This is a genomic window from Shewanella sp. ISTPL2 (genome assembly GCF_013283205.1).
GTDB lineage: Bacteria > Pseudomonadota > Gammaproteobacteria > Enterobacterales > Shewanellaceae > Shewanella > Shewanella oncorhynchi.
In genome coordinates, this window is the sequence record NZ_JAAPAV010000001.1 from 963,417 (window position 1) to 990,265 (window position 26,849).

General features: G+C 47.1%; 23 protein-coding genes. 19 read left to right on the forward strand and 4 right to left on the reverse strand.

The features are described from left to right. Positions 1–146 precede the first annotated feature (146 nt). The 3 genes from metB to metF all read left to right on the forward strand — a co-directional run bounded on the left by metB (position 147) and on the right by metF (position 4,820). Complete coding sequence (gene metB / locus HUB64_RS04355) at positions 147–1,310, forward strand: cystathionine gamma-synthase (RefSeq protein WP_131524362.1); 1,164 nt, start codon at positions 147–149, stop codon at positions 1,308–1,310. An 11-nt stretch (positions 1,311–1,321) separates the two neighbouring features. Continuing rightward, positions 1,322–3,715 (forward strand): bifunctional aspartate kinase/homoserine dehydrogenase II, encoded by a 2,394-nt coding sequence (locus tag HUB64_RS04360; RefSeq protein WP_113940049.1) that lies wholly within the window; start codon positions 1,322–1,324, stop codon positions 3,713–3,715. A gap of 217 nt (positions 3,716–3,932) precedes the next feature. After that, complete coding sequence (gene metF / locus HUB64_RS04365; RefSeq protein ID WP_012088154.1) at positions 3,933–4,820, forward strand: methylenetetrahydrofolate reductase; 888 nt, start codon at positions 3,933–3,935, stop codon at positions 4,818–4,820. A 56-nt stretch (positions 4,821–4,876) separates the two neighbouring features. Here the strand turns inward: metF and HUB64_RS04370 are convergent, their stop codons facing one another. Further along, complete coding sequence (locus HUB64_RS04370) at positions 4,877–6,778, reverse strand: methyl-accepting chemotaxis protein (RefSeq protein WP_173497882.1); 1,902 nt, start codon at positions 6,776–6,778, stop codon at positions 4,877–4,879. Positions 6,779–7,001: 223 nt separating this feature from the next. Between HUB64_RS04370 and slyA the strand changes: the two genes are divergently transcribed. The 5 genes from slyA (at position 7,002) to HUB64_RS04395 (ending at position 11,712) form a co-directional block, all read left to right on the forward strand. After that, positions 7,002–7,475 carry a transcriptional regulator SlyA gene (gene slyA / locus HUB64_RS04375; protein ID WP_105251323.1) on the forward strand — a complete coding sequence of 158 codons (474 nt, stop codon included), beginning with the start codon at positions 7,002–7,004 and terminating at the stop codon, positions 7,473–7,475. Between the two features lie 8 nt (positions 7,476–7,483). Then, positions 7,484–8,542 (forward strand): HlyD family secretion protein, encoded by a 1,059-nt coding sequence (locus HUB64_RS04380; RefSeq protein WP_173496470.1) that lies wholly within the window; start codon positions 7,484–7,486, stop codon positions 8,540–8,542. A gap of 214 nt (positions 8,543–8,756) precedes the next feature. Further along, on the forward strand, positions 8,757–9,785 hold the full coding sequence (locus HUB64_RS04385; RefSeq protein ID WP_173496471.1) for a DUF2955 domain-containing protein: 1,029 nt from the start codon (positions 8,757–8,759) through the stop codon (positions 9,783–9,785). A 225-nt stretch (positions 9,786–10,010) separates the two neighbouring features. Further along, the gene (locus tag HUB64_RS04390; protein WP_105251326.1) at positions 10,011–10,634 is read left to right on the forward strand and encodes a c-type cytochrome; all 624 of its coding nucleotides are present in this window, start codon (positions 10,011–10,013) and stop codon (positions 10,632–10,634) included. 10 nt (positions 10,635–10,644) lie between these two features. Next, positions 10,645–11,712 carry a c-type cytochrome gene (locus tag HUB64_RS04395; RefSeq protein ID WP_173496472.1) on the forward strand — a complete coding sequence of 356 codons (1,068 nt, stop codon included), beginning with the start codon at positions 10,645–10,647 and terminating at the stop codon, positions 11,710–11,712. A 200-nt stretch (positions 11,713–11,912) separates the two neighbouring features. Here the strand turns inward: HUB64_RS04395 and HUB64_RS23300 are convergent, their stop codons facing one another. Then, on the reverse strand, positions 11,913–12,044 hold the full coding sequence (locus HUB64_RS23300) for a hypothetical protein (RefSeq protein ID WP_263256641.1): 132 nt from the start codon (positions 12,042–12,044) through the stop codon (positions 11,913–11,915). A gap of 303 nt (positions 12,045–12,347) precedes the next feature. Here HUB64_RS23300 and HUB64_RS04400 point away from each other — a divergent pair, with 303 nt between their 5' ends. From HUB64_RS04400 to HUB64_RS04415, 3 genes are all read left to right on the forward strand, one after another. Further along, positions 12,348–12,848: a hypothetical protein gene (locus HUB64_RS04400; RefSeq protein ID WP_173496473.1), complete on the forward strand. Its 501-nt coding sequence runs from the start codon at positions 12,348–12,350 to the stop codon at positions 12,846–12,848. A 134-nt stretch (positions 12,849–12,982) separates the two neighbouring features. Next, positions 12,983–13,330, forward strand: coding sequence for a hypothetical protein (locus HUB64_RS04410; protein ID WP_173496474.1), 348 nt, complete (start codon positions 12,983–12,985; stop codon positions 13,328–13,330). A gap of 498 nt (positions 13,331–13,828) precedes the next feature. After that, complete coding sequence (locus HUB64_RS04415) at positions 13,829–14,845, forward strand: IS110 family transposase (RefSeq protein ID WP_173496475.1); 1,017 nt, start codon at positions 13,829–13,831, stop codon at positions 14,843–14,845. 558 nt (positions 14,846–15,403) lie between these two features. Here HUB64_RS04415 and HUB64_RS04420 read toward each other — a convergent pair. Beyond that, a complete protein-coding gene (locus HUB64_RS04420; protein ID WP_173496476.1) occupies positions 15,404–15,799 on the reverse strand; it encodes a VOC family protein in 396 nt (131 codons plus the stop codon). Between the two features lie 185 nt (positions 15,800–15,984). Between HUB64_RS04420 and HUB64_RS04425 the strand changes: the two genes are divergently transcribed. The 3 genes from HUB64_RS04425 (at position 15,985) to HUB64_RS04435 (ending at position 19,482) form a co-directional block, all read left to right on the forward strand. Next, positions 15,985–16,566, forward strand: coding sequence for a DUF502 domain-containing protein (locus tag HUB64_RS04425; protein WP_028760527.1), 582 nt, complete (start codon positions 15,985–15,987; stop codon positions 16,564–16,566). Positions 16,567–16,964: 398 nt separating this feature from the next. Continuing rightward, a complete protein-coding gene (locus tag HUB64_RS04430) occupies positions 16,965–18,941 on the forward strand; it encodes a BCCT family transporter (RefSeq protein WP_168823597.1) in 1,977 nt (658 codons plus the stop codon). Positions 18,942–19,119: 178 nt separating this feature from the next. Further along, positions 19,120–19,482 (forward strand): YajD family HNH nuclease, encoded by a 363-nt coding sequence (locus HUB64_RS04435; protein WP_028760525.1) that lies wholly within the window; start codon positions 19,120–19,122, stop codon positions 19,480–19,482. 57 nt (positions 19,483–19,539) lie between these two features. On the opposite strand, the gene HUB64_RS04440 is transcribed toward HUB64_RS04435, so the two are convergent. Next, on the reverse strand, positions 19,540–19,773 hold the full coding sequence (locus tag HUB64_RS04440; RefSeq protein WP_006085323.1) for a DUF1289 domain-containing protein: 234 nt from the start codon (positions 19,771–19,773) through the stop codon (positions 19,540–19,542). A gap of 164 nt (positions 19,774–19,937) precedes the next feature. On the opposite strand from HUB64_RS04440, the gene HUB64_RS04445 reads away from it, so the two are divergent. The 5 genes from HUB64_RS04445 to oleD all read left to right on the forward strand — a co-directional run bounded on the left by HUB64_RS04445 (position 19,938) and on the right by oleD (position 26,815). After that, entirely contained in the window at positions 19,938–21,296 is a 1,359-nt protein-coding gene (locus HUB64_RS04445) for a methyltransferase (protein ID WP_173245715.1), read from the forward strand. 253 nt (positions 21,297–21,549) lie between these two features. Then, positions 21,550–22,599 carry a 3-oxoacyl-ACP synthase III gene (locus tag HUB64_RS04450; RefSeq protein ID WP_028760522.1) on the forward strand — a complete coding sequence of 350 codons (1,050 nt, stop codon included), beginning with the start codon at positions 21,550–21,552 and terminating at the stop codon, positions 22,597–22,599. Between the two features lie 168 nt (positions 22,600–22,767). Beyond that, positions 22,768–23,676 (forward strand): alpha/beta fold hydrolase, encoded by a 909-nt coding sequence (locus HUB64_RS04455; protein ID WP_173496477.1) that lies wholly within the window; start codon positions 22,768–22,770, stop codon positions 23,674–23,676. After that, positions 23,676–25,520, forward strand: a complete 1,845-nt coding sequence (oleC, locus tag HUB64_RS04460; protein ID WP_173496478.1) for an olefin beta-lactone synthetase — start codon at positions 23,676–23,678, stop codon at positions 25,518–25,520. The genes HUB64_RS04455 and oleC overlap by 1 nt, the downstream gene beginning before the upstream one ends. 149 nt (positions 25,521–25,669) lie before the next feature. Continuing rightward, complete coding sequence (oleD, locus tag HUB64_RS04465) at positions 25,670–26,815, forward strand: 2-alkyl-3-oxoalkanoate reductase (protein ID WP_173496479.1); 1,146 nt, start codon at positions 25,670–25,672, stop codon at positions 26,813–26,815. Positions 26,816–26,849 lie beyond the last annotated feature (34 nt).

Below are 26,849 nucleotides of genomic sequence, written 5' to 3' on the forward strand. Positions count from 1 at the left end.
TTGCTACTATTTCTTTGTGATTGCAAACAGATTTCTTTATGTTCAGACGTCTAAACGTCTTAACGCCTATTGACGATGGCGTTGGGCTTAGGTACATTTAGACGTCCAGACATCTCTATCAGTCTATCGAATTTAGGAGTCCACCCATGGCAGAGCGTCAATTAGCCACACTGGCAGTGCGTCAGGGTATCGAAAGCGATACTCAATATGGCGCAGTTGTGCCACCGATTTATTTGTCGACTAATTACGCCTTCGATGGTCATAAAAATCCCCGCGAATTCGATTACAGTCGTTCAGGCAACCCAACGCGCTGCATTTTAGGTGAAGCATTAGCGCAATTAGAAAAGGGTGCCACTGGCATAGTGACCTGCACTGGCATGGCGGCCATCACCTTAGTGACCACTTTGCTCGGCCCCGATGACTTATTAGTTGTGCCCCATGATTGCTATGGTGGTTCCTACCGTTTATTTACCAACTTGGCGAAGAAAGGCCAGTTTAAGCTGATTGTGGTCGACCAAACCGACAGCCAAGCGTTAGCCGCCGCCATTGCGCAGAATCCTAAGATGGTGTGGCTCGAAACCCCATCGAACCCGTTATTGCGTGTGGTGGATATCGAAGCCATTGCTAAGGCGAGCCATGAGGTCGGCGCGCTAGTGGTGGTCGATAACACCTTTTTATCGCCGATATTGCAACAACCCCTATTGTTAGGCGCGGATATCGTTATCCACTCCACCACTAAATATATCAATGGTCACAGCGATGTGGTCGGCGGCGCTGTGGTCGCCAAAGACGCGCAAATCGGCGAAAGCTTACATTGGTGGTCGAACACTCTAGGCTTAACGGGGTCGGCCTTCGACAGTTATCTGACCCTGCGAGGCCTGCGTACCTTAGCTGTGCGTATTCGCGAGCATCAAACCAATGCCCAGCGTATTATTGAGGTATTAACGCAAAGCCCTGTGGTGAGCAAAGTTTATTACCCCGGTCTTGCGGATCACCCAGGTCACGCCATTGCGGCCAAGCAACAACAGGGCTTTGGCGCTATGCTGAGCTTTGAGCTCAAAGGCGGCGAGGCCGAAGTGGTGGCCTTTTTAGGTGCACTCAGCTTATTTAGCGTGGCGGAAAGTTTAGGTGGTGTCGAAAGTTTAGTGGCAGTGCCTGCCACTATGACCCACAGAGCCATGGAGCCGCAAGCGCGCTTCGAGGCTGGTATTAAGGACACCCTATTGCGTCTATCGGTGGGTATTGAAGATGCCGCCGATTTAGTTGCAGATATTCAAGCAGGATTAGCCGCCGTTGCGGCTTGTCAGTAGAGGAATAATAGATGGCACGTTGTCACTTACATAAATTTGGTGGCTCCAGTTTAGCGGATGCCGATTGTTATCGCCGAGTCGCCCATATCCTGTTAACCCACGGTCATAGTGATGATCTCGTGGTGGTCTCTGCGGCGGGTAAAAGCACGAATTTCCTGTATAAATTATTAGCGCTGCGTGATGCGGGTCAGCTATGGCAAGAAGAATTACAAGTGCTGATCAGTTACCAACAGGGGTTGATTGAGCAGTTGTTGTCGAATGAACAAGCCCGCGATCTGCGTGAGCGTTTGGCCACTGATAAAGCGCAACTCATCAGCCTGTTGTCCTTAGACGAGCGCAATGAATACCAAATCAACCATGTGGTGAGCTTTGGCGAACGTTGGTCGGCACGTTTAATGGCGGCGCTACTGCGCGAATCTGGCGTGGCGGCAAGCCATGTGGATGCCTGTTCAATTTTAGTGGCCGATGAAGCCGCTGTGCCGCAAATTCGGGTACAAGAATCCCGCGCTAAAGTACAAGCCCTATTAGCCGCGCATCCCAATGAACGCTTAGTGATCACAGGTTTTATCTGTGCTAACGAGCGTGGCGATACCTTGTTACTTGGTCGTAATGGTTCAGATTTTAGCGCCAGCCTGATTGCTAGTCTCGCCGATATCGAGCGCGTGACCATTTGGACCGATGTGGAAGGGGTGTTCAACGCCGATCCTAATAAAATCAACGATGCCAAGTTACTGAAAAGTATGTCACTTGCCGAAGCCGATCGCCTAGCGCGTTTAGGCTCGCCAGTATTGCATTCGCGCACTTTGCAGCCGTTATTCAATACCGAAGTGAGCTTAGCGGTGCGTTCAAGTTATGCGTCCCACACCGACTTTACCTTAATCGCGCCCCACAGTTCGTCGGCGAGCGCGCCTGTGGTGACTAACCTCAATGCTGTCGTCCTGTTCGGCTTTAAACTCACAGGGGAGTTAACTCGTTTATTAGATTTATTGATTGCCGCGGGTTTAACGCCATTGGCCCATTGGACCTCTGCCCATCAAAGGGTTGAACTTGCCTATACCGCTGAGAATCAAAAACAAGTTCAAAGATTACTCGATGCCGAGGCAGAAGCATTAGGGATCAGCGATCAGCAGATCAACACAGATTTTGGTTTAGTCGCATTAGTGAGTGCCGACGCCGAACATTATCGTCGTAGCTTTGCCCGTTTACTGAGCCGTGATGCTAAACCTTTGTTCAGTGGCGATTTAAGTTTAGTGACGTTAGTGCCCCAGTCACAGGTGAATCTGTTAACCCAAAAAGTCCACCGCCGCTGCGCTGGCCCGCGTAAACGCATTGGTGTCCTGCTGCTCGGTGTGGGTAATATCGGTGAGGCTTGGATCGATCTGTTTAAGTCGGTTTCACCATCATTGGACCATGAACTCGAAGCCAGTGTTGAGTTAGTCGGTTTAGTCAGTTCGAGTAAAGCCTTGATTAAATCAACTGGGATTAATCTTGCCGCGTGGCAAACAGAGTTTAATACTGAAGCAACGCCTTGGCAGTATGAACATTTATTCGAGCAATTAGAGCAAGTTAATTGCGATGAGCTGGTGGCCTTAGATATCAGTGCCAGCGCCAGTTTGACGCTGCAATATCCAGAACTGTTCGAGCGTGGCATCCATGTGGTGAGCGCGAATAAACTTGCGGGCTCGGGTCCACTGCCTTTCTATCGAGAGTTAAAGCAGCAACTGGGTAATCGTCGTTTGTTTTGGCGCTATAACGCCAGCTGTGGCGCTGGTTTACCTATCCAACATGCGCTAAATGATCTGCGTAACAGCGGTGATAGCGTTGAAGCGGTGGGCGGGATTTTCTCCGGCACCCTGTGTTGGTTGTTTGAGAAATACGATACTAGTAAGCCATTTTCAGAATTAGTGATTGAAGCCAGAGGCTTAGGTATTACTGAACCCGATCCCCGCGACGATCTCTCCGGCCGTGATATGCAGCGTAAACTGCTTATCTTAGCCCGTGAGATTGGCCTTGAAATCGAGCTTGAAGATATTGAGCTGCGCTCACTCGTACCAGCCGCTTTGGCGGATATTCCCTTAGATCAATTTCTCACCCGCATTGCCGAGTTAGATGCCGATCTGCTGCAACAGTATGGTGCGGCGGCGGAGCAAAATAAGGTGCTCAGATATGTGGCATCCTTAGACAACAGCGGCCCAGAGCTCAAGGCCGAGGTGGGTTTGCAGTGGATTGATACCCATCACCCTTACGCCAACTTAACCCCTGGTGATAATGTGTTTGTGATCCGCAGTGTCTTCTACCAAGGTAATCCGCTGATCATCCGTGGACCGGGTGCAGGACGCGAAGTGACCGCGGCGGCGGTGCAGTCGGATCTGACCCAGATCTGTCGCGATCTGCTGCAGGAATAACGCGGTATCAAGCTTCTTAAAGGACTCATTCGAGTCCTTTTTTATTGGCTAGAATAAATCTATTGAATTAACCGAGATTAAATGCGGTTTATGGGTATTTTTGGGCTTGACTTACATCTCAGTTTCTCTAGTATATGGACATATAGACGTCCAAACGTCCATTTGAACGAATTCATACTAGCAAAGAGTAGCGCCAAGGGCGGTTGAGGAAATACACATGGCTTTTCATCACGCACAACATTCACAATCGCTGAACCAGAGCTTGTCTGAGCTTAATGGCGATATTAATGTTTCTTTTGAGTTTTTCCCGCCATCGACCCCCGAAATGGAACAGATACTGTGGAACTCTATCCGTCGTTTAGAGCCGCTGAATCCTAAGTTTGTGTCTGTGACTTACGGTGCTAACTCAGGTGTGCGCGATCGCACTCACGGCGTGATTGAACGTATCCAACAGGAAACCGACCTCGTTGCCGCGCCGCACTTAACCTTAGTGGATGCCAGCGATGAAGAGCTGTTAGAACTGGCTAAGCATTACTGGAAGTCGGGCATTCGTGACATAGTGGCACTGCGGGGTGATTTACCTGCGGGCAGCCCCAAGCCCACTCGTTTTGCGGTCGATTTAGTGCGTTTACTGCGCTCAGTGGCTGACTTTGATATTTCCGTTGCGGCCTATCCAGAAGTGCATCCCGATGCGAGTAATGCACAGGCGGATTTGATCAACCTCAAGCGCAAGATTGATGCGGGCGCCAGCCGTGCTATTACCCAATTTTTCTTCGATGTGGAATCTTACCTGCGTTTTCGTGATCGCTGCGTTGCCGCCGGTATCGACGTTGAAATCGTGCCGGGCATTTTACCTGTGACTAACTTTACCCAGCTAAAACGTTTCGCGGGCATGACCAATGTGTCGTTACCGAATTGGTTACATAAGCAATTCGACGGCCTAGAAAACGATGCGGGTACACGCCAATTGGTGGGGGCAAACGTGGCCATCGACATGGTGAAAGTGCTGTCCCGCGAAGGCGTGAAGGATTTCCATTTTTACACCTTAAATCGCGCCGAATTGACCTACGCGATTTGCCACACTTTAGGCGTGCGTCCTAAATAAAACCTTATAAAATAAGCTAATAAAAACGCCGCAGAGAATGCGGCGTTTTGTTTTGTTTAAATTCTAAATTGAGCTAATAAAGTTGTTAAACGGGCTGCGAGTTGGGCAAGTTCATCGCCAGCGCGTGCAGTTTGTACCGCACTATCTGTCGCATTGGTCGCAATATCATTGATGTTATTAACATTTTTATTAATTTCTGCCGAAACCGCACATTGCTCATTTGCAGCGCTGGCGATCTGGATATTCATCTGGCTAATGGTGGAAACCGCATGGGTAATGGCTTCGAGTGCTTCACCCGCTTGGTGAACTTGGGATACACAGCTTTGGGTGGTGCGGGTGCTGGTTTCCATCGCATTGACTGTAGACTTAGCTTTATGCTGAAGCGCTTCGATCATCTGCTGAATTTCCGTCGTAGATGCTTGAGTGCGGCTCGCCAGAGTGCGTACTTCATCGGCAACGACCGCAAATCCTCGACCTTGTTCTCCCGCCCTTGCGGCTTCAATTGCCGCATTGAGTGCGAGTAAATTAGTTTGGTCGGCAATATTACGGATAACCACAAGCACAGAATCAATTTCAGCGGTATTACGCTCTAATTCATTGATTGCACTCGCTGCTGTGGCTATTTCCTCGGCCAATATGGCGATAGTAGTTACCACTTTTTGTACAACCAATTTGCCTTGTTCGGTTGAGTCATTGGCATGATTGGCGGCATCGGCGGCATCGGTCGCGTTATGGGCAACTTCTTGTACCGTTGCGGCCATTTCATTCATTGCGGTGGCAACTTGCTCGGTTTCGAGGTGCTGACGACTCGCCATCTTCTGGGTTTCCCGCGTAATGCTCGACATTTCTTCAGCAGAGGTGGCGAGCAGGCTTGTTGAGTCGGCGACGTGGGAAACTGTGTTGTGGATTTTTTCTACAAAGCGGTTGAATGCCATCGATAATTCAGCAATTTCATCCTTACCTTTTACCGCGATTCTGCGGGTTAAATCGCCTTCACCTTCAGCGATATCATTCATGGCTTGGGTGGTTTCAGCGATAGGGCGAGTAATGCCTTTGGCAATAAACCAAGCAATGGCAGTTCCAATGACCAGAGCCACTAAACCGATAAGGATCAACTTAAGGCGAATATCTGCTATCGCTTGTTCTGAATGGGTTCTATCCATCGCAATATCGAGTACGCCAAACACGTTTCCTGAGTAATCTTTTATGGCGTTGCGATACAGAGCATAGGTTTTGTTATTTAAGGAAATAGTGCGTATGACTTCATGGCCTTGGATGACGTTATTGAGTTCATCTGTCGCTTGGGTATCAGGCGTGAATGTAGCGCCAAATAACTTATATCCAGAATCATCTGGCAAGATGAGGGCAATTTCTGCTTGATAGGCTTGTTTAAAATTATCAAAAAAGGGTTGACCGAAGGACATGCCAAACTCAACTGAGCCTGTGTGTTGCCCGTTGTAACTCATTGGAACTAAACCACGAATACCTAATCCTTCCACTCCATATTCCAAGCCATAAAGAGGGCGCTTTTGGCTATTTGTTTCAACTATGGTCTTGCGTATGCTGGTGAGATCATCGCCAAATTTTTCAGGACGATGCAAGCGTAAAAAAGAAGTGGCTGGTGGCCTATGAAATTGGAATTGCTGAACCGCAAAATCGCGCTTAAGTTGGGTGAATATAGGTAAGGTACGGGCGGTGAGTTCATCACGTTCACCTGTTGCAAAGGTGCTTTGAACTTCTGGCGTGAGTGAGATGATGGTTGCCATTGCTTCGGCTAATTTGCCCGATGAGGCTATCTCGGCAACAGCGGTTTCATAGATCTTATGGAGTTCTCTTTGCTCGGATTCTGCAACTTGGCGACTGAATTCAGAGAGAACGAGCGGCATGATAAAGCTCATTACTGTTAACAGTAATAGACAGATCCCAATAACGATCCTCGTACTAATTTTTAGATTTATCAAAACAGCCTCCAATTCATGTGCAAATCAACTCAATTTATCCGTTTGATATTATAGAGATACAACTTGATAAGATTTGAGAGGGCGCGAACCTTTTTAAGTTATTTATTCCCTCTTACGCTCGTTTCGTGCCCTTGGACACAGATCTATTTGGGGCCTAAATATTTACTTAGCCTGCTAACTAAGTATAATACTTAGCACGCTAACTAAGTGGGTGGGCAAGATGCAAAAAGAATTAGAGCGACTAAAAGAGTTATCACTGGCGGAGCATTTAGGCCGTCTGCATCGACTGTGGCGTACCGTGGCCGATGTTGAGCTAGCACCTTTAGGATTAACTCATCCTCGTTGGACGGCCCTATGGAAACTGCTGCGTTTAGGCGACAGCGTGAGCCAGAAAGTATTGGCCGATGCCTTAGAAATTGAATTGGCTTCGCTAATGCGCACCTTAGGGCAATTAGAAGAGCAAGGTTTAGTCGAGCGTCATTGTTGTGACAAAGATAAGCGGGCAAGGATTGTGAGCCTGACGCCAGCGGGATTAGATGTTTTAAAGCAAATGGAAGCGCGGATTATTCAAGTGCGCCGTGAGTTATTAGGCGGGATCAGTGCCGAAGAGTTGAGCGAATTTGAACGCATTATTAGCCTGATCAGCGACAACGCCAGCGCCAAATTAACCAAGGTTACAGACACCCTTTTGTGAGAAAGAAGATGACACCGGATCAACAGTTTGCCCGTTTAGTAAAATTTGCCATGTTTGGCTTTGTGATGGTTTTTGGCTATTTCATGCTGGCCGACACTATGATGCCATTGACGCCTCAAGCCATGGCGACCCGTGTAGTGACTAAAGTGACACCGCAGATCAGCGGTAAAATCCAGACCATAGCCGTGACCAATAACCAAACGGTTGCCAAGGGCGATTTGTTGTTTCAAGTCGATCCCGCGCCTTATGAGTTAGCGGTATCGCAAGCTAAATTGGCCTTAGAGCAAGCCCGTCAAGATAATGCTGAGTTAGATGCCTCGCTACTGGCTGCTAAGGCCGAGGTCAATGCCAATAAAACCACCTCACAACAAAAACGCAGCGAGGCTAAACGTCTCGATGCCCTGTATGCCACCCATGGCGTATCGCAGCAGCAAAAGGAGCTAGCCGATAGCGATGCCGCAGCTGCTGAAGCAAATTTGCTTGCCGCCAATGCGCGTTTAGAAAAACTCAAAGTGAGTCGTGGCAGTTATGGCGAAGAGAATCTTAAAGTGCGTCAGGCGCAAAACCATTTAGCCCAAGCTGAGCTTAATCTGTCTTACACCCAAATACGTGCAGATCAGGATGGGATAGTGACTAACCTGCAGTTAGAAGTCGGGAGTTTTGCGACCGTGGGGCAACCTCTGTTGGCTGTGGTATCGGATAAAGTGGATATTATTGCCGATTTTCGCGAGAAGAGCCTGCGTGGAGTTAATGCGACTTCGACCGCTTTGATTGCGTTCGATGGCGAACCTGGGCGTTTATATCGGGCGACGGTGAGCAGTGTCGATGCGGGCGTGAGTGCTGGGCAATTCGATGCCAATGGCCGTTTAGCCGCGCCGCAGGAATCGGACCGTTGGGTACGTGATGCCCAAAGATTGAGACTGCATTTGGAGTTAGATGGTATGGCGATGAACAGCTTGCCAGCGGGTGCGCGCGCGACTGTGCAATTGCTGCCTGAGAATAGCCTGTTCAGCTTGCTCGCTAAGGTGCAGATTAAAGCAATCAGCTTGCTGCACTATATTTACTAGCCTATTTACTAGAATGTTTACTAGCGTATTTACCAGCATCTTTACCGGCATATCCATTAGTACTTATCTGTGTTGACGAGCACGAGTGACTCGCGGTTGGTTTGTATTTGCCGCGAGTCGCTAGAGTGAACGCTTCAAAGCAACATAAGTGTGAACGCAGCATAAGCCAGCTAAACATCCTCATTTAATGTATCGATAGAACAAGGCGACGAGCATGTTACTACGCCATAGCCCATTGACGGCCAACGATTTACGCCAGTGTTTACGGATTGCGACTGGCGCGACCTTAGGTTTTACCCTGTGTAAAATTTTTGGTTGGAGCAATGGAGTCTTCTTCACTGTGACACCTATGCTACTACTCGGATTAGTGCCAGTGATGAATGGCCATGCTATGCGCCAATTATTAGCTTCATCTGCCATGGCTGGGTTAGAGGTTGGGTTACTCGGCGGTTTCTTTGGCAGCCATCCCGGCATGATGACCCCCATCGTTTTCCTATTATTTTTATACCGCTTTGCAGCCATGTCCCGCGGCAGTTTGTTTCTCTTTGGTGCTAACGGTGTGCTGAGTCTCAGTATCATGCTGCACTTTGCTAGTTATCCCGGCGTTGATTTAAACGATTTAATTTTCAGTAACTTTTGGGCAACAGCCCTTTCAGTTGTTATCGCCTACGCTATGACGGCACTCTGGCCCGATGTTGAACCAAGAGCGGCTTATAAACCAGGGCCTAAGGCACCGCATCGAATGCGCCACGAAGCCTTGCTCGGCGCGACCATAGCGACGGCATCGTTTCTGGTGTTCCAAATATTTGATCTGCGGGATTCGATGTCGGCTCAAGCGACCACTCTTTTGCTATTGTTTCCCATGCATTGGAATGGTGCACTCGACTATGCCCGTAAGCGCGCCATAGGCACCCTGTTGGGTGTGTCGTTTGGGATACTCGTGCAGTTGCTGCTCTATGATTGGTCTGGGTTATTGATGTTAGTTGTCCCCTTGTTGTGGATTGGACTGATGATTTTTAGCCAAGCCCATGTGCGCGAGGCGAATGGCTCAGGTGTCGGTTTTGGTGCTATGACCACGTTAGGGATTTTGTTTGGCCAGTATTTGACGCCTGGTAACGACTTAATCTTCAGTGCCTTATACCGAGTGAGCAGTATTTTAATCGCTATCGTTGGCACGTTACTTTTATGCTATTTGATACATAAGTTATTGAATCGTTTTGAATCGACGCGATTTGGTTATTGAGCAGGCCATTAAGTCTTGAAGGCTTGCAGCTTAACCTTGTACAGAGTAAGGTAAATTTATCCCGTTTGAATTGAACAATAAGTGACTCTTAATGAATGTTAAGGCTCATTTATTGGCTGTTTTAAAAATGAGCGGCTGATTTTAAAATGGGTTTAGTGTGTGAGCACAAACATAAATAACAATAACCCCTATGCTTTAGAGCTTAATTCTCTTCAAGGATAGAACATGAAGATTAAAACATTAGTCATAGGTTTAACGCTATGTAGCGGCTATGCCGCTGCCGCCGAGCCTTCTGACAAACAATCGATGAACGTTATGCCACAAGCTGCACAGTTATGTGTGTCTTGCCATGGGGCAGCGGGTGAGGGTATTGAACCACTCGGCCCTCGATTAGCGGGATTATCTAAAGAATATATCTCGACACAATTGCAGCATTTCCAAGCGGGCGTTCGCCAAAATGCGACCATGATGCCGATGGCAATGACGCTCCAAGGTGACGGTATTGAGCAAGTGTCGAGCTATTTTTCAGCTAAGCCTGCCAATGACGTCAAGCCTGTTATCCGCGGTGAACAAGTTGTTTTTAATGACGATACTGCTCGTTTAGCCTATCAAGGTGATTGGTCCCGTGGTTTACCAGCCTGCGTGACCTGCCATGGTCCTTCTGCATTAGGTGGCGGCTTATTTCCTCGCTTAGCAGGTCAACAGGCGAGTTATATCAAAACGCAATTATTGGCATGGCAGTCGGGAACACGTAAAGGTGATGTCGATGGCATGATGGGGAGCGTCGCGAATAAGCTCACCGTCGCCGAGATTGATGCGTTAGCCAACTACTTTGCTAATTTAAAATAAGGAGCCGGCCATGAAATATTCCGCAATGTTATTACTGGCCGCGATGGGGTCGTTAACCGTTCAGGCGCAAGCTGAAACTGAGCCAGTACAAGAACGCCCAGATAAGCAAGCTCCGCTGCCTTCTTTCCCTAAGGTAGCAGATCAAACCTATCTTACCCCTAGACCTTTGAGTGCGATTCCCGAAGGCGCCTTTGGTGACAAAGTGCGTTTAGGTTATCAACTGTTTGTGAATACCCAACAGCTGCGTGATAAGTATGTGGGTAATGAGCTTAACTGTACCAATTGCCATATGGATGCAGGCCGTAAAGCCAATGCATCACCCCTCTGGGGCGCGTATTTTGCTTATCCGGCGTATCGTAAAAAAGACAATAAAGTCAGTAGCTTTGAAGAACGCATCCAAGGTTGTTTTAACTATTCGATGAATGGTAAAGCCCCCGCATCAAGTAGCCCTGAGTTAGTGGCGCTTTCTGCCTACGCCTATTGGTTAGGCATGGGCGGCTTGATGGATGAGGCTAATATCAGTGGCCCTGTTCCTGAGATCAGTGATGCTGAGTTAGTCAAAGGTGCTAAGCGGGATGACTTCCCACTACCAGAGGCATTAGCTAAGGCTATGACAGTTGAGCAACGTGCTAACTTGCCGGGGCGAGCTTATCCTGAGATCCCAAAACCCGAACAAGCCTATTCACCTGAACGAGGTAAAGCCGTGTATGTCGCCCATTGCCAAACTTGTCATGGTGTTGATGGGCAAGGTCAAGCCATTGCGGGTGTGTATGCACTGCCGCCGCTGTGGGGATCTCAAAGTTATAACTGGGGAGCGGGAATGCACAGGGTCAATACTGCCGCATTTTTCATTTATGAAAACATGCCCTTTGGTAAGAGCATGCAGCTGACGAACCAACAGGCTTGGGATGTTGCCGCTTACATCAACTCCCACGAGCGTCCGCAGGACCCACGTAACAAGGGTGATGTGAAGCAAGCGCAGGAGAAATACCATAATGACAGCGATTACTATGGTCTCACTGTTGATGGCAAAGTGTTAGGCACTGAGTCCTATCCGATTTTTCCTAAGAAGTCATAGTTGAGCCGCTGAGATTAAGTGCTCGTGTGATGTTATAAAGCGAGTAAATAAGTTAGACAGAAAAGCCAGTAAGCATTTAGCTTTGCTGGCTTTTTTATTGGTCAAATATGTGTTGGTCAATTCTACTGAGCGCTCTGTGATTTCAGGGTATTAATACTTAGTGGTTTAGCCCGCTAGTATCGGCTTGTCATGGTATTCGCTCACCGACACGCAGCCAGTCCATCCGTGGATGCTCGACCGCCCCGTCCATGGGGCGGACGGTCGTCTCGCAAATCACCATGACTCGCCTTTTGAGCATTAGCATCATTAAAGTACACAGAGAATTTAGCCATGGGTGGCTCATTAAACTATCTTGAGTGGGCAAAATATATCGGGGGAGTCTAACCCTCTCTAAGTTTTCTAAGAAGCTGATTTACTATGGTTTTTGGTTGAATAACATAAAAAAAATAGAGTATTGTTACACCTTACTGTATTTCTTTATTTAGTGGAAAGATTAAATGATACTCACCTTCTTAGCACTGATTATCCATATGTTGATTTATCCGTAACACGCAGATGCTTAGCCCTTTAGAGGGCAGGTTTTATTAGAAGTGCGGGTAACACACTATTAACTGTTTCTTGAGTTTGGAGTTTAAATGACACGAAGCGAATTGGTAGAAGAAGTTCTATTTATGGCTGAAAATATAACTCAGAACTTCGAACCAGTTGATGGTAGCTGTTTATATATGAGTGCAATGTTAGCTGCAATGATGAATGATCACTTGCCTGTCGAGATTAGATTTGTGACGGGAAGTTTGTCAGTGGCTGATTCCAAGATATTTGATCATCACCCAATTAAACCAACACTAAATCAAAAGACTGGTGTAATCGGACAATGGGACGGTCACGCTTGGGTGGAGGTTGATGATTTAATCATTGATTTATCGCTATTTCGAACAGTTTTTTCAAAAGCCGCTTCACCCCGTATTCAAAGCCTTTTTGAGGCTAGGTTTGATCGTGGTACTGCCTACTTAATTGGGCAAAAACATAAATTAATCGAAATGGGCGTTGAATACACTCCATTTGAGCGATTGTCTGACGATGATGCGACTATTTTTATACAAAACGCTGTTAGACTGGGTCTAATAAACAGTTAACTGTTCAAGAGCGATTCGCAACACATGGCATTTTTACTATGTGTTGTGTTTAGTGTTTAAGGTGGTATACAGGAGCTTTGGTATTGCGTGGCTCACATCTTAACAGGGCGTTAGGTTACTAGGAAATGTCGAGCATGGATGTTATTAAGTTTAAGTTATCTAAGAAATTTATATTAGTTGCTCTATTTTCATTGGTATCTTTTGGGATCTATTCTTCCTTAGACTTAGGATCACGGCTTGGAAATTTTAATTCCATTATGGAGCAAAGCCTTTCTGCGAGTAAATTAGATCAATATCAAACTGAAAATGTAGCAATTCTCAACGCCCGCATTCAACTTTTAGAAACACAATTAGAGGCTCAGACCAGATATAAAACTATGATTGAAAAAATAGAGGATCGTGTTTGGGTGATTTGTGGTTTATTTCAATTTATATTTTTGCTACTTGTTTATAAGTGTTTTATTTACAAAGAAAAAACGTAAACTAACAAGAAAATAAACGCTCTGACTAAGAGAAAGATCTGACAGGCATAGATGTTTGGGGATTAATAACTGGTACTGTGGCGACAGAAGTTCACCTTCCCCCTGCGAAGTAGCTGAAGGGTGTTGAAGACTCTTTATTAAAAGGAGAGCGCGTGACGCAGAGAGGACGTCTGCGTAGCTTTCGGGGGAAGGGACGCCCCATCGGAAGCGTTAGCGATTTTCGAATAAGTACGAAGCCACTCACTAATGCATGTCACTGCGCTAGGATGAGTGCTGCATAGCAGCGTTACGAACGAGAGCCGCGGATGGCGAACTGGCAGTTAGACATGGACGTTGTTCGGCAAAGGAGCATCCAAGGGCGAAGGGCAGCGCGCGATAAGGGATATCGAGCTGGCTATTTAACATGGATAATGGAATGGACCCATCCACTTTTAATCGGCCTCGCAATGGGCCACGATGTAGTCGCTAAAACTCATCAGAAAGAGGACGGGTCCACCTATGAAGATTACTACAATCGGTTTAGATATCGCAAAGTCTGTTTTTCATGCTGTTGGTGTCGATAAAGCAGGCAAGTTAATCAAAAAGAAAATGCTTAGACGCAAAGACTTGCTGCCCTTTGTCGCGAAAATTGAGCCTTGCCTTATCGTTATGGAGGCGTGTGGCGGCGCGAGTTATTGGGCCAGAGAATTTGAGCAATTTGGGCACGTAGTTAAGTTAATTGCCCCGCAGTATGTGGTTCCTTTTAGGCAAGGTAATAAAAATGACTACAACGATGCGCTAGCCATTGCGGAGGCTGCGCAGCGGCCCAACATGCGGTTTGTAAAACCCAAAAGCGTCGAGCAGCAAGATGTGCAACTGCTCCACCGTATGCGCGAACGATTAACTAAACAATCAACAGCCTTAATCAACCAAGTGCGAGGCATGTTAGCAGAATACGGTATTGTCATTACCAAAAGTAAATCGGCTTTTAAAGCCCAGTTACCAGATATTTTGGTCGATGAAGCCAATATGCTGACCATCAAGGGTAAAGCCATCTTTTATCAGTTATATGATGAGGTTATCGACATTGAAAAACGGCTTAAGAGTTGTGACACCCAAGTACTAAACGAAACTCATAACAATGTGATTTGTCAGCGATTACAAACTATTCCTGGTGTTGGGCCTGTCACCGCTACGGCGATTTATGCTGCAGTGGGTGACGGTAAAGACTTTAGCAATGGCCGACATTTTTCAGCTTGGTGTGGCTTAGTACCTAAGCAGCACAGCAGTGGCGGGAAAGATAACCTCCTCGGGATAAGTAAGCGGGGAAACGCCTATTTACGTACGCTATTCATCCACGGTGCCAGAGCGGTGTTGCGACACAGTGGGAGTAAGTCGGATAAGTTGAGTTGTTGGGCTATCCAGCTAGCGGAGCGCCGAGGTTTCAATCGTGCGTGTGTGGCCGTCGCGAATAAGCTCGCCAGAATGTCATGGGTTATCGCGGCACGTGAAGAAGAGTTTCGGCTCGCTATGTAACAACATCAAATGTACTTATTATGTTAACGATTAACCAACCAGCAAGTTGCTAAGACACTTGATTTGATGATGAGACAGTCAGACTGATCTACTAAAAACCTTACGAAAACATAGGCTCTGATGAAGCCGCAGGGATGATAAGGACAGTAGAAGCAAATATCCATCAGGGCCAGAGGAATCCCTCAATAAGAGGCCGAATATATGGGTGCAATGAACTCTTCTCAAAATTGATATCGAATGTCTTGCAAACCGGATGGGTCCATATATGTTTTAGTAGAGCCCTCAAGGATGAGTTTACGGCGAGTCACTGGGGAAGTAATGATAATTAACGCTGCAAAACCCAGTCGTCTTGTTTTGAGCACTCGCTTTTTAGCTGAGCCTATAGGGATACTTCTTAATTAGCTAAAAGGATCGCGAGTTAATCAGGGAAGTAATGACAATAAATGCCACTCAACTGTCGAGAGTCTTATCGCAAACAACAGTGAACCAGTATAACGTCAGCAGCAGTTCTGCTCGCCGCGTGCTAGCAGAACTGCTGCTGATATTGCCCCAATTCGCTTATCCCGTGCAGGCGGGGAGATATTCTGATAACTCAAGCAGGTTATAATCTGGGTCGCGGATATAGACAGAGTTTATCCGGCCTGTGGCACCGGTTCGTAGCACTGGGCCTTCAATGATTTCAATCTGAAGTGCGTTTAAGTGGGCGATCACTTCTTCTATGTTGTGGCTGACCACAAAACACAGATCGGCACTGCCGGGCGTGGCTGCTGCGGCTTTAGGTTCAAATTCTGCGCCCGCTTGGTGCAGGTTAATCTTTTGGTCGCCAAAACTTAACGCAATACGCTGATTGCCAAATACCACTTTCTTCATCCCGAGCACGGCTTGATAAAATTCGACACTGGCGGCGATGTCTTTTACGGTTAAGACCAAATGATCTAAGCGGGTTACGCGCATTTTACTTTCCTTAGAATGGCTCAGAGTGGGCCCTGAATTTGAACGCTGTCTCTATGCTTGAGACTATTACTGCCAGATACCTTACATCATGTGCTGGTGCAAAAGTGACTCTGTGGTAGCATTTGTGGCGTTTTTTGCGTAAATATTTTATGCCTTCTGTATCCCTATGACTGAATGAGAGTGTGATGAAAAAAACCTTAGCCCGCGGCTTAATGAATCTATTACCTATGGCCTTGAGTTTGTGGCTGTTTTGGTCGTTGTTTGTATCGTTAGATGGTTTAGGAATTGTAATTTTAGAGTTGGTAGGGATAAACCAACACTTTGTCGGCGCGGGATTTATGCTGGTGGTGGCATTAGTTTTTGCCGTGGGCCTGCTGTTTTCAGTCAGCCCGATTGTGTGGCTTTATGGTTGGCTTGAGCGCCAGTTGATGCGTTTCCCATTGTTTAAATCGGTTTATGGCAGTATCCGTGATATCGCCTCTTTGATGAATCGTGATGGTAAGCCAACAAGCCAAAAGACAGTGTTAGTGAAACAGGCGAATGGCAGTTTTGTGGTGGGTTTTATTATGACGGATACGCCGCCACAGCCCTTGTTAGATGCGCTACCAGAGGGCGATTGGGTGCCTGTGTTGTTCCAATTGAGCTATCAAATGGCGGGCGTGACGAGCTTAGTTAAGCGGGATGATTTAATTATGGTTGATTGGTCGTTTGAGGAGGCGATGCGCTTCAATTTAACTGCTGGTATCTCGCAGTCACCGACTAAGTAATCAGATGAAGGTTTGTGCGTTTTAGCGTTTAAAATTAAATTTTATGATTTTTGTGGTATAATTTTTTGGCGACCAATATGGTCGCCATTTTTTATGCTGAATATTCTAGTAATATATTTGTTTTATGCTAAAGGTGGGTGTTAGCTGCCTTAGTGGTGTTAATTCTGTTTATCCATCAATCATTGGCTTAAAAAAGTCGAGTGTTGTTAATCCCGTTGTTCAGATCCTGTCGCGTTTAGCCATAGCGAGTCGTTGCCATGATCTTTGGGATTTCCCCCATACTGGTCATAGATGAGCCACGCAGTATTAACCAAATTTTAAGTATAAGTTTTGTCCTATCTCGCCGTTGGTATGTTGAGATATTTGGAGTGTGAACCCGCTAGAAATAGGGAGAGTCAATGTCAATCAAGTCTAGTATTAATCCGCCGGTATTTTATTCGTCGGTCTTTTTCATCATCTTGATGGTGATGATTTGCGCAGTATGGCCCACAGAGGCAAACACCTTTTTTAGATCAATGCAGTCATGGATAGAAATGAAAGCCGGTTGGCTTTACATTCTAAGTGTGGCGTTTTTCCTGATTTTTATCATATTTGTCATGGTCAGTCGCTTCGGCGATATCAAACTAGGACCAGATCATTCAGTGCCTGACTACAGCTATAAAAGCTGGATCGCCATGTTGTTTTCGGCGGGTATGGGCATAGGTTTGATGTTTTTTGGGGTAGCCGAACCTGTGATGCACTATCTGGCGCCGCCGGATGCAACTCCAGAGAGTCTTATTGCCGCAAAAGAGGCAATGAAGATCACTTTCTTCCATTGGGGACTGCATGCTTGGGCGATTTACGCTGTGGTGGCATTGAGTCTGGCCTATTTCTCTTATCGACATAAGTTACCGTTATTGCCGCGAAGTGCGCTTTATCCCTTAATTGGTGAACGCATCTATGGTCCTATTGGCCATACAGTGGATACCTTTGCTGTGCTTGGCACTATGTTTGGGGTGGCGACATCACTGGGCTTTGGGGTGTTGCAGGTTAACTCGGGTCTGAGTTATCTATTTGAAGATTTACCCAATAATGCTGTGGTGCAGGTGTGTTTGATTATCGGCATTACTTTATTGGCGACATTATCGGTATTTTCTGGTCTCGATAAAGGCGTGAAACGCTTAAGCGAACTCAATCTGGGTCTCGCGATTATTTTATTGCTTATCGTCTTGATCCTTGGCCCTACGGTTATGCTGTTGCAGGCTTTTGTGCAGAATACCGGTAGTTACTTAAGTGATTTAGTGGGCAAAACCTTTAACTTGTACGCTTATGAACATAAGGAAGATTGGCTCGGAGGCTGGACCTTGCTCTATTGGGGCTGGTGGATTTCCTGGTCTCCTTTTGTCGGTACTTTTATTGCGCGTGTGAGTCGCGGCCGTACCATCCGTGAGTTTTTGATTGGTGTGTTATTTGTGCCATCGGCGCTGACCTTTCTGTGGATGACGGTATTTGGTAATACGGCGATTGATTCGATTATGAATCACGGCGCGACCTATCTTGCCGAGGCGGTGAATACCGATGTGTCAGTGGCCTTGTTTGTGTTTTTCGAGCACATGCCGTTTCCTACGTTACTTTCTGGGATTGCGATTTGTTTAGTCGTCACTTTCTTTGTGACCTCGTCGGATTCGGGATCCTTAGTGATTGATAATCTAACCTCGGGCGGCGATAACAATGCCCCCGTATGGCAGAGGATCTTTTGGGCACTGTTGCAAGGGGTCGTTGCTTCGGTATTGTTGTTAGCGGGTGGGTTACAGGCGCTGCAAACGGCGGCAATCGCCAGTGCTATGCCGTTCTTAGTGGTGATGCTATTCATGTGTCTGGGCCTATTTAAAGCCCTGAAAAATGATTGGCTGAAGATTAATAGCGTGCAGTTACACAATACTAGTGTGCAATACGCCAAAACTAATATGAGCTGGGAAGAGCGTATTGGGGTTTTAGTCTCGCATCCTACCCATGAAGAAGCGCAAGTGTTCTTGAATAATGTGGCTACGCCCGCTTTGTCTAAAGTGTGCCAACACTTTATGGCTAAAGGCATAGTGGCCGATCTTGAATACTTAGATGGCCGCGTGCGACTAGTGATCAGCAATGAGGTGAATTTGCCCTTTGTTTACGGTGTACGAACGCGTTGTTTTGATATCACTAACCCAATAGGGACTGAAATCGAGCAGGGCAATACCTTGTATTACCGCGCCGAAGTGTACCTTGAACAAGGTGGTCAGCATTACGATGTGATGGGTTATACCGAAGAGCAAATTCTCGCGGATGTGGTGACTCAGTATGAAAAATACTTACACTATTTGCATCTGTCGAATGCCGATCATGCCCACGTAAGTTAAGTAACGTAAGCCCGTAACGTAAGTTAAGTAAGCTAAGCCAGTAACGTAAGTCAGCTTAGCCATTTACGTCTACAAATCGCGCACGATTAACCCGCAAAGTGCGGGAGATATTGCCCCAAGTGATAACTCGGATTATCCTTGGGGCAATTTTTTTAGGGTTTGTTTTAGGGATTACACTATGTCATCAGTGCCAGGCCAGAGTAAGTTAGATAAAGTATTAGCCGATGCGCGGGAGTACAAAGCTAAGCGTGAGAGCGGTTACCGTGAGCAAGCGTTAAAACTCTATCCTTGGGTGTGTGGCCGCTGTACCCGCGAATTTACCCCAAAAAACTTAAGTGAACTGACTGTGCATCATAGGGATCATAACCACGATAACAACCCGTCAGACGGTTCAAACTGGGAATTATTATGTCTTTATTGCCATGACAACGAACATTCTCGCTTTGAAGAATTGATCCGCTACGGTAGCACCACAGAAACCAAGCAAGCGGCGGCGACCTACAATCCCTTTGCTGACTTGAAATCAATGCTGAAAAAATAGTCTTGTAGGCTGTTAGCAGGATGAGCTTGCGCAGAGAGTGGCGTTAGCAGGCGGCGTTTAGTCTTTGTCGGTTAAACGCGCTTCGGCAGCTAACCATTTATCACGACTTAAAATATGCTGGTTTTCACTGCCTTCAAATAAAGCTTTACGGGCGGGAAGTTGCTGACAAATGGCTGCTTGTTGTGCTTCGCTGCTCGTACGCCAACTGACGATTTCATCGATATGTCGAAAGCAGCCCATGCAGTAGTCTTCGTCATTTAAACCGCAGCGTGCGACGCAAGGTGAAAGCATAGGTGTCCTTTGGAGCCTTATGGCTAGTTAACCGAGTCTTCTCAGTTAACGATATGGATGAGTGTTTAAAGGCCGCGATACTAACATTTTTTCGCATAAAGTCATCTTTAGGGCGCATTCCCTTGGCCTAAGGTGAGACAAGTATTTTTTACACTGGGCATGACGTGAACCAAGATAACCTGCAGCAACAATTCACTTACTCACAGCGATTTAGCGAACTTAATCAACTGCTTGAGCAGAGTACTGCCCTGTGGCAAGTGCGTGCATTCGAAGTGAACGCTTTACCTTGGGCACAGGATTTTCCGCGGTTGGCCGAAGCTGCGTGGGCGCTAGGTGATGATGAGCTGGATGGACTCGATGCCGAGCAATCTTTGCTGGTCAAGGCACTGTCACCGGCATTAAGCCAAGATCTTAGGGCATTAGGCCAAGATTGGGACTTGTCATTGCTCACCACTGCTATTGCTGATATTGCGATTACCGATGCCACAAAGGTAGATACAGCGCAGGACCGCGGTTTGTCTTTTGATGATGAGGCGCACTTTAGTGCTCACATTAAAGGCCGAAAATGGCAGCAAATTACCGCCTTTGTACAGCATTTACCCCAGCTTAATTTACCCGTATTGGAATGGTGTGCTGGTAAAGGGCATTTGGGCCGCTTGATTGCTAAAGCTCGCGGCGCTTATGTGGTGAGCTTAGAGTGGCAGGCGCCGCTGTGTGAAGCAGGGCAGGCCTTTGCCGATAAGTGGCAGTTATCGCAGACTTTTATTTGCGCCGATGCCTTTGCTATTGGTGCAGAACATGCTGTGACAAACACACCTATAACCACATCTACAACTACAGTTGAAGCACAAGCTGAACATGCCTCAAATGCCAATCCCTTAACTGCTCAGCAGCAAGCGGTTGCTTTGCATGCCTGCGGAGATTTGCATGTTCGGCTGTTAACGCTGGCGGCCGAGGCGGGCACGCAGGCATTGGCGATTTCTCCCTGTTGCTATCATTTAATTCAAGCGAGCCATTATCAGCCGTTATCGACTCTTGCTCAGCAGGGCAGCCTAAAGCTCAGTCGCCATGATTTACAGTTACCGTTGCAGCAGAGTGTGATCGCTAATCCCAAACAGCAGGCGCTACGCCATCAAGAAATCGCGTGGCGCTTAGGCTTTGATGCACTGCAACGTGAATGTCGACAAATCGACGAATATTTGCCTTTACCCTCGTTAAAACAGAGCCAGTTGAGCGGCAGTTTTACGGATTTTTGCCTGTGGGCGGCCGAGACGAAGGCAGTTAATTTAGCGAAAAACAGGGATTTTGAAGCTTGGCTTGACGTTGGGCGACAAAGACAACAATTAACTCGCCGTATTGATTTAGTCGCGCATTTATTCCGCAGCGCACTGGAGCAGTGGTTAATCTTAGATCGCGCTTGTTTTTTGCAGGAACAAGGATATGGTGTTTGCGTGGGTGAATTTTGTGCAAACAGCGTCACACCAAGAAATACGCTGATTTTAGCGCAAAAAATGGCGGTATAATTTTGCGCGTCTAAAAACATACTGTACTGTGATGTTTTTTATGAATTATTTCTATATTAGCGCATTTAAGTTTAGTGATAGTGAATTCAGGGCCGTCGTGTTTGGAACCTGCGCTGTGAGACAAGTCTTACACTCAAGATGGTTTTTTATTGAATCATCGGGCTTTTCTTGTTCAAATGTCGCATTAATGACGAATAACAACTGAAAGCTGACCTGCTGGTCAGTCATTCTAGTGAGCGAATAAAACAGTTTCATGAAATATTCCCGCGTATTTATTAATAGCCTGGCCTATGAACTGGCGCCTGTTGTGGTTTCCAGTAGTGAGCTAGAGTCTCGTCTTGCTCCTTTGTATCAAAAGTTCCGTATTCCTATGGGACAGCTTGCCGCATTGACTGGGATTACCGAACGCCGCTGGTGGCCCAAAGGACATCAATTGTCCGACGGTGCGATTAAAGCTGCCCGTAAAGCCATGGTTGAAACTGGGATTGATGTCGCCGATTTAGGTGCTGTTGTCTATACCGGCGTGTGCCGCGATCAACATGAGCCCGCGACCGCGTGTCGTATTGCTGCCGAATTGGGGGTGTCAAAAGACACTGCGATTTACGATATCAGCAACGCTTGCCTTGGGGTGTTATCGGGTATTTTAGATATCGCGAACCGTATTGAGTTGGGTCAAATCAAGGCGGGTATGGTGGTGTCCTGTGAGTCGGCGCGGGATATTGTCGATGTCACTATCGATAACATGTTGGCCGATCCGACCATGCAGAATTTTGCCCAGTCACTGGCGACCTTAACCGGTGGTTCTGGTGCCGTGGCGGTGATTCTTACCGACGGCAGCTTGCCGCTGACAAATGTGCGTCAGCATCAATTGCTGGGTGCATCGCACTTATCGGCGCCTGAGCATCATCAGTTGTGTCAATGGGGTCTGCAGGAAGTGGGGCATAACCTGTATCGCGAGTTTATGCGTACCGATGCCGTTACCTTGCTTAAAGAAGGCGTTGAATTGGCGAAGCACACTTGGGAGCATTTCCTTGAGCAGCGTAATTGGCTGGTTGAGCAAGTGGACAAAGTGATTTGCCATCAAGTAGGCGCTTCAAATCGTAAGCAAGTACTGAGTGCGCTCAATATCCCCCCCGAAAAAGAATTTCCAACGTATCAGCTACTGGGCAATATGGGCACAGTGTCGTTACCTGTGACCGCTGCGATGGCGCACGATCAAGGCTTTTTACAAGCGGGCGATCAAGTGAGCTTTTTAGGCATAGGCAGTGGATTGAATTGCATGATGTTAGGCATTAAGTGGTAGGGTGCATTGCACCTTTTCACGCCTTTGCTTGATGGCTGGCATACATTCGAGTCAACCCAGTAAGTCCATGATTCAGTTGATAGCTTAGTCTTTAGCTCAGTCGATAAGCTAAGCCAGCTGTACATAACCCGTTATTCGCTCTCATAAAGAATCAAGATAGGAAGCGTCATGTTAGACACTCTGTTGCCTTTTAAACGTCATTTTCTTAGCCGTAATGGCAACAAGCTACATTATATCAACGAGGGCCAAGGCGAGCCTGTGGTGATGGTTCACGGTAATCCTAGCTGGTCGTTTTACTACCGCAATCTTGTTAGCGCCTTAAAAGACACTTATCAATGCATAGTGCCGGATCATATCGGCTGTGGCCTGTCGGATAAGCCCGATGATAGCGGCTATGACTATACCCTTAAGAATCGTATCGACGATCTCGAAGCCCTGCTCGATAGCCTGAATGTGAAAGAAAACATTACCTTAGTCGTACACGACTGGGGCGGCATGATAGGTATGGGTTATGCGGCGCGTTATCCTGAGCGCATTAAACGCCTAGTTATATTGAACACGGGCGCTTTCCATTTGCCCGAGACTAAACCATTCCCTTGGCCGCTGTGGATTTGTCGTAATACCCTGTTAGGCACAGTGTTGGTACGCGGTTTCAATGCCTTTTCGTCTATTGCTTCCTATGTGGGTGTTAAGCGCCAGCCGATGTCGAAATACATTCGCGAGGCGTATGTCGCGCCGTTTAACTCTTGGGCCAATCGCATTTCGACGCTGCGTTTTGTGCAGGATATTCCGCTGCGTGAAGGCGATAGAAATTATCAATTAGTCTCTGATATTGCTGTTAGTTTACCTAAATTCGCTAAAGTGCCGACCCTGATTTGCTGGGGTCTCAAGGACTTTGTATTCGATAAGCACTTTTTAGCAAAATGGCGTCAGCACATGCCCCATGCGACAGTGCATGAATTTGCCGATTGTGGTCACTACATTTTGGAAGATGCCAGCGATGAAGTGATTGCTCATATCAAAGAATTTATGGCCGACAACCAAGCAGCGGCGCCGTCCGAACAGGTCGCAGGTTAATGTCGACCTTGCTTGAGACTGAAGTTGCTCCTTTAGTGACGCCGTTGGAAAAGTCACTTTTAAGTGGCACTTCTGCGTCAGCAACGGTCAATGATGCCAATATTTGTCGTCATCTCAAGCAAGCCGCCCATGCCATTCCCCATCATCTTGCGGTAGCAGTACAAAGCGCTCAGGGCGCTTCTGTGGGGAGTTTGCGTTACAGCGAGCTGGACTTTCTTAATCTAGACAGACAAAGCGATGCAATCGCCTTTGCGCTGAACGCCCATGGTATTGAGCGCGGCATGAAGGCTGTGCTTATGGTCACGCCGAGTCTGGATTTTTTTGCACTCACCTTTGCGCTGTTTAAAGCGGGGGTTATTCCTATCCTAGTTGATCCCGGCATGGGGATCCGCAATCTTAAACAGTGTTTTGCTGAAGCTGCGCCCGATGCCTTTATCGGTATTCCCAAGGCTCATATTGCTAGACGTCTATTTGGTTGGGGAAAGGGCAGTATTAAGTCATTACTCAATGTTGATGACGGCAAAACAGGCTTAGCGGCAAAGTTAATCCGTATCGGTACTGGTGCGATAAGTTTATCGACTCTGCTGCAAAGCACCTCAGTGCAATCTTCTGCTTCAAAGTCTGAATATCCCATGGTGATGCTTAAATCTGATGAGATAGCGGCGATTTTATTTACCAGTGGCAGCACTGGCACGCCTAAGGGGGTGGTGTATAGCCATGGTATGTTTGAGGCACAAATCCAAGCATTAAAAAACGATTATGGCATTTGCCATGGCGAGCGCGATTTAGCCACTTTTCCGCTGTTTTCACTCTTTGGTCCCGCACTTGGCATGGCGTCTATCGTTCCAGAAATGGATGCCAGCAAACCTATTACTGCTAATCCTGAATTCCTGTTTGCCGCGATTGAGAAATATCAATGCAGTAATATTTTTGTTAATCCCGCCTTACTTGAACGTTTAGGCCGCGCAGGGGAACAAAAACAGCATAAACTGCCCTGCGTACAGCGGGTGATTTCCGCGGGTGCGCCAGCCACCATTGCTTCCATCGCCCGTTTTAGTAAGATGCTGAGCCAAGGTGTGCCGATTTTAAATTCCTACGGTGCGACCGAATCTTTGCCTATTAGTATGATTGCCAGCGATGCGTTATTTGCCACGACTGACATCACAGATAACGGCGGTGGTATCTGTGTCGGTCGCGCTATCGATGGCGTGACGATTCGCATTATTGCTATCAGCGAAGAGGTTATTCCCGAGTGGGATGATGCCTTACAGCTGAATAACGGTGAAATCGGCGAGATAGTCGTGCAGGGGCCTATGGTGAGTCAGTCCTATTATCTAAACAATAGTCAGCACGCTAGCCAAAACGAAAGCCAAGGCAAACGCGCGACTGCGGCGGCCAAGATTTGGGACTCGGCAACCAATACCGTTAGACACCGCATGGGCGATTTGGGGTATCTTGATGATCAAGGTCTTCTGTGGATGTGTGGTCGTAAGGCCCACAGAGTCGACGCTACTCTTAACGGATTGTTTGTTAAACGTTATTATTCCATTCCCTGCGAGCGCATTTTTAATACGCATCCCAATGTGAAGCGCTCCGCTTTAGTGGGAGTGAAAGTGGCGAACGAGATAGAGCCGTTAATTTGTATCGAACTCGACCAGTCATTGGTGTGCAATAAGAGTCAGCAGTTGTACCAAGATTTGATCGCCATTGCCGAGCAATTTACGCAGACTCAGGGCATAAGGCGGTTTCTTATCCATCCTGATTTCCCTGTGGATGTGCGGCATAATGCCAAGATTTTTAGAGAAAAATTAGCCGTTTGGGCACAATCACAAACGAAAGGTTGATTTAAAACTCCACGGCTTTTTCCTGCATTTTTTACGTTATATTCTGTGTTCATTTGAACAAACTCGCTTATTTTTAAGCCCTTGTGCTTATTTTAAACTTATTACACCGACTTTAAGTTCATGTAAATGTGCTGAAATGGATACCCTTAATGACGAAAGACCCAATCAAGAGCACGACGCTTGCCCAATTTGATGCGGCTGAACAAATGGCACTCGCGCAGCTCGCGCTTAAGGTGCGACACGCCTTTGTCACGGGGGCGGGGGGATTTTTAGGTAAAGCGATTTGCCTGAGATTGTTAGCTGCGGGCATTAAAGTCACAGGTTTTGCGCGTGGGCATTATCCCGAACTTGAAGCACTGGGCGTAGTCATGCTGCAAGGGGATTTAGTCAATAAAGATCTGCTGCAACAGGCGATGCAAGGCTGCGATATTGTATTTCATGTGGCGTCTAAAGCGGGTGTTTGGGGGGACAGAGACAGCTATTTTTGTCCGAATGTGAAAGGCGCTGCCAATGTGATTGCCGCTTGTAAGGCATTAAAAATAGATAAGTTAGTTTACACCAGTACCCCGAGTGTGACCTTTGCAGGGCAGGATGAATCGGGTATTGATGAGTCAACTCCTTATGCCACCAGATTCTTGAATCATTATGCCCACTCTAAAGCCATCGCTGAAAAGATGATGCTCGACGCCAATCAAGTAGGTGACATGCCACTTGAAAATCCTGATGTGACTCAAGTATTTAGCCAAGTGACGACTCAAGCCAGTGCACCCTATGCGTTAAAAACCGTCGCACTCAGGCCGCATTTGATATGGGGGCCTGGCGATCCCCATCTAGTGCCTCGGGTATTGTCGCGCGGGCGTTTAGGTAAGCTTAAACTGGTTGGCCGCGAAGATAAGCTAGTCGATACCATCTACATAGACAATGCTGCCTATGCCCATGTGCTGGCGGCACTGGAACTTTGCCAAGCAAAGCCTAAGTGTCAAGGGAAAGCTTATTTTCTGAGTAATGATGAACCCATCACTATGGCCGAGATGATCAATTTGATTTTGGCCTGCGATGCTTTACCGCCAGTGACTAAGCGTGTGCCTCAATCTGTGGCCTATGTAGTAGGCGCAGTATTGGAGAGTGTACATTACCTCCTAAAGAAGCAAGAAGAGCCCATGATGACGCGTTTTGTCGCACGGCAGTTATCCTGCAGCCATTATTTTGATATCAGCGCAGCTAAACGAGATTTAGGTTATCGTGCGCTCGTCTCTATTAATCAAGGGATGGCAAGGCTTAAAGTGTCGCTTTAGTTTTAGATATACTGCCATCATGCTATTGGGGATT

Bases quoted from the DNA above. Each gene is read 5' to 3' on its own strand.
- HUB64_RS04415 (WP_173496475.1), top strand. From the start codon at position 13,829: ATGAAGATTACTACAATCGGTTTAGATATCGCAAAGTCTGTTTTTCAT.
- HUB64_RS04410 (WP_173496474.1), top strand. From the start codon at position 12,983: ATGGATGTTATTAAGTTTAAGTTATCTAAGAAATTTATATTAGTTGCT.
- HUB64_RS04430 (WP_168823597.1), top strand. From the start codon at position 16,965: ATGTCAATCAAGTCTAGTATTAATCCGCCGGTATTTTATTCGTCGGTC.
- HUB64_RS04380 (WP_173496470.1), top strand. From the start codon at position 7,484: ATGACACCGGATCAACAGTTTGCCCGTTTAGTAAAATTTGCCATGTTT.
- HUB64_RS04395 (WP_173496472.1), top strand. From the start codon at position 10,645: ATGAAATATTCCGCAATGTTATTACTGGCCGCGATGGGGTCGTTAACC.
- HUB64_RS04400 (WP_173496473.1), top strand. From the start codon at position 12,348: ATGACACGAAGCGAATTGGTAGAAGAAGTTCTATTTATGGCTGAAAAT.
- HUB64_RS04360 (WP_113940049.1), top strand. From the start codon at position 1,322: ATGGCACGTTGTCACTTACATAAATTTGGTGGCTCCAGTTTAGCGGAT.
- HUB64_RS04440 (WP_006085323.1), bottom strand. From the start codon at position 19,773: ATGCTTTCACCTTGCGTCGCACGCTGCGGTTTAAATGACGAAGACTAC.
- HUB64_RS04425 (WP_028760527.1), top strand. From the start codon at position 15,985: ATGAAAAAAACCTTAGCCCGCGGCTTAATGAATCTATTACCTATGGCC.
- HUB64_RS04455 (WP_173496477.1), top strand. From the start codon at position 22,768: ATGTTAGACACTCTGTTGCCTTTTAAACGTCATTTTCTTAGCCGTAAT.
- HUB64_RS04435 (WP_028760525.1), top strand. From the start codon at position 19,120: ATGTCATCAGTGCCAGGCCAGAGTAAGTTAGATAAAGTATTAGCCGAT.
- metF (WP_012088154.1), top strand. From the start codon at position 3,933: ATGGCTTTTCATCACGCACAACATTCACAATCGCTGAACCAGAGCTTG.
- HUB64_RS04390 (WP_105251326.1), top strand. From the start codon at position 10,011: ATGAAGATTAAAACATTAGTCATAGGTTTAACGCTATGTAGCGGCTAT.
- oleD (WP_173496479.1), top strand. From the start codon at position 25,670: ATGACGAAAGACCCAATCAAGAGCACGACGCTTGCCCAATTTGATGCG.
- metB (WP_131524362.1), top strand. From the start codon at position 147: ATGGCAGAGCGTCAATTAGCCACACTGGCAGTGCGTCAGGGTATCGAA.
- HUB64_RS04420 (WP_173496476.1), bottom strand. From the start codon at position 15,799: ATGCGCGTAACCCGCTTAGATCATTTGGTCTTAACCGTAAAAGACATC.
- HUB64_RS04450 (WP_028760522.1), top strand. From the start codon at position 21,550: ATGAAATATTCCCGCGTATTTATTAATAGCCTGGCCTATGAACTGGCG.
- HUB64_RS23300 (WP_263256641.1), bottom strand. From the start codon at position 12,044: ATGGCTAAATTCTCTGTGTACTTTAATGATGCTAATGCTCAAAAGGCG.
- oleC (WP_173496478.1), top strand. From the start codon at position 23,676: ATGTCGACCTTGCTTGAGACTGAAGTTGCTCCTTTAGTGACGCCGTTG.
- HUB64_RS04385 (WP_173496471.1), top strand. From the start codon at position 8,757: ATGTTACTACGCCATAGCCCATTGACGGCCAACGATTTACGCCAGTGT.
- slyA (WP_105251323.1), top strand. From the start codon at position 7,002: ATGCAAAAAGAATTAGAGCGACTAAAAGAGTTATCACTGGCGGAGCAT.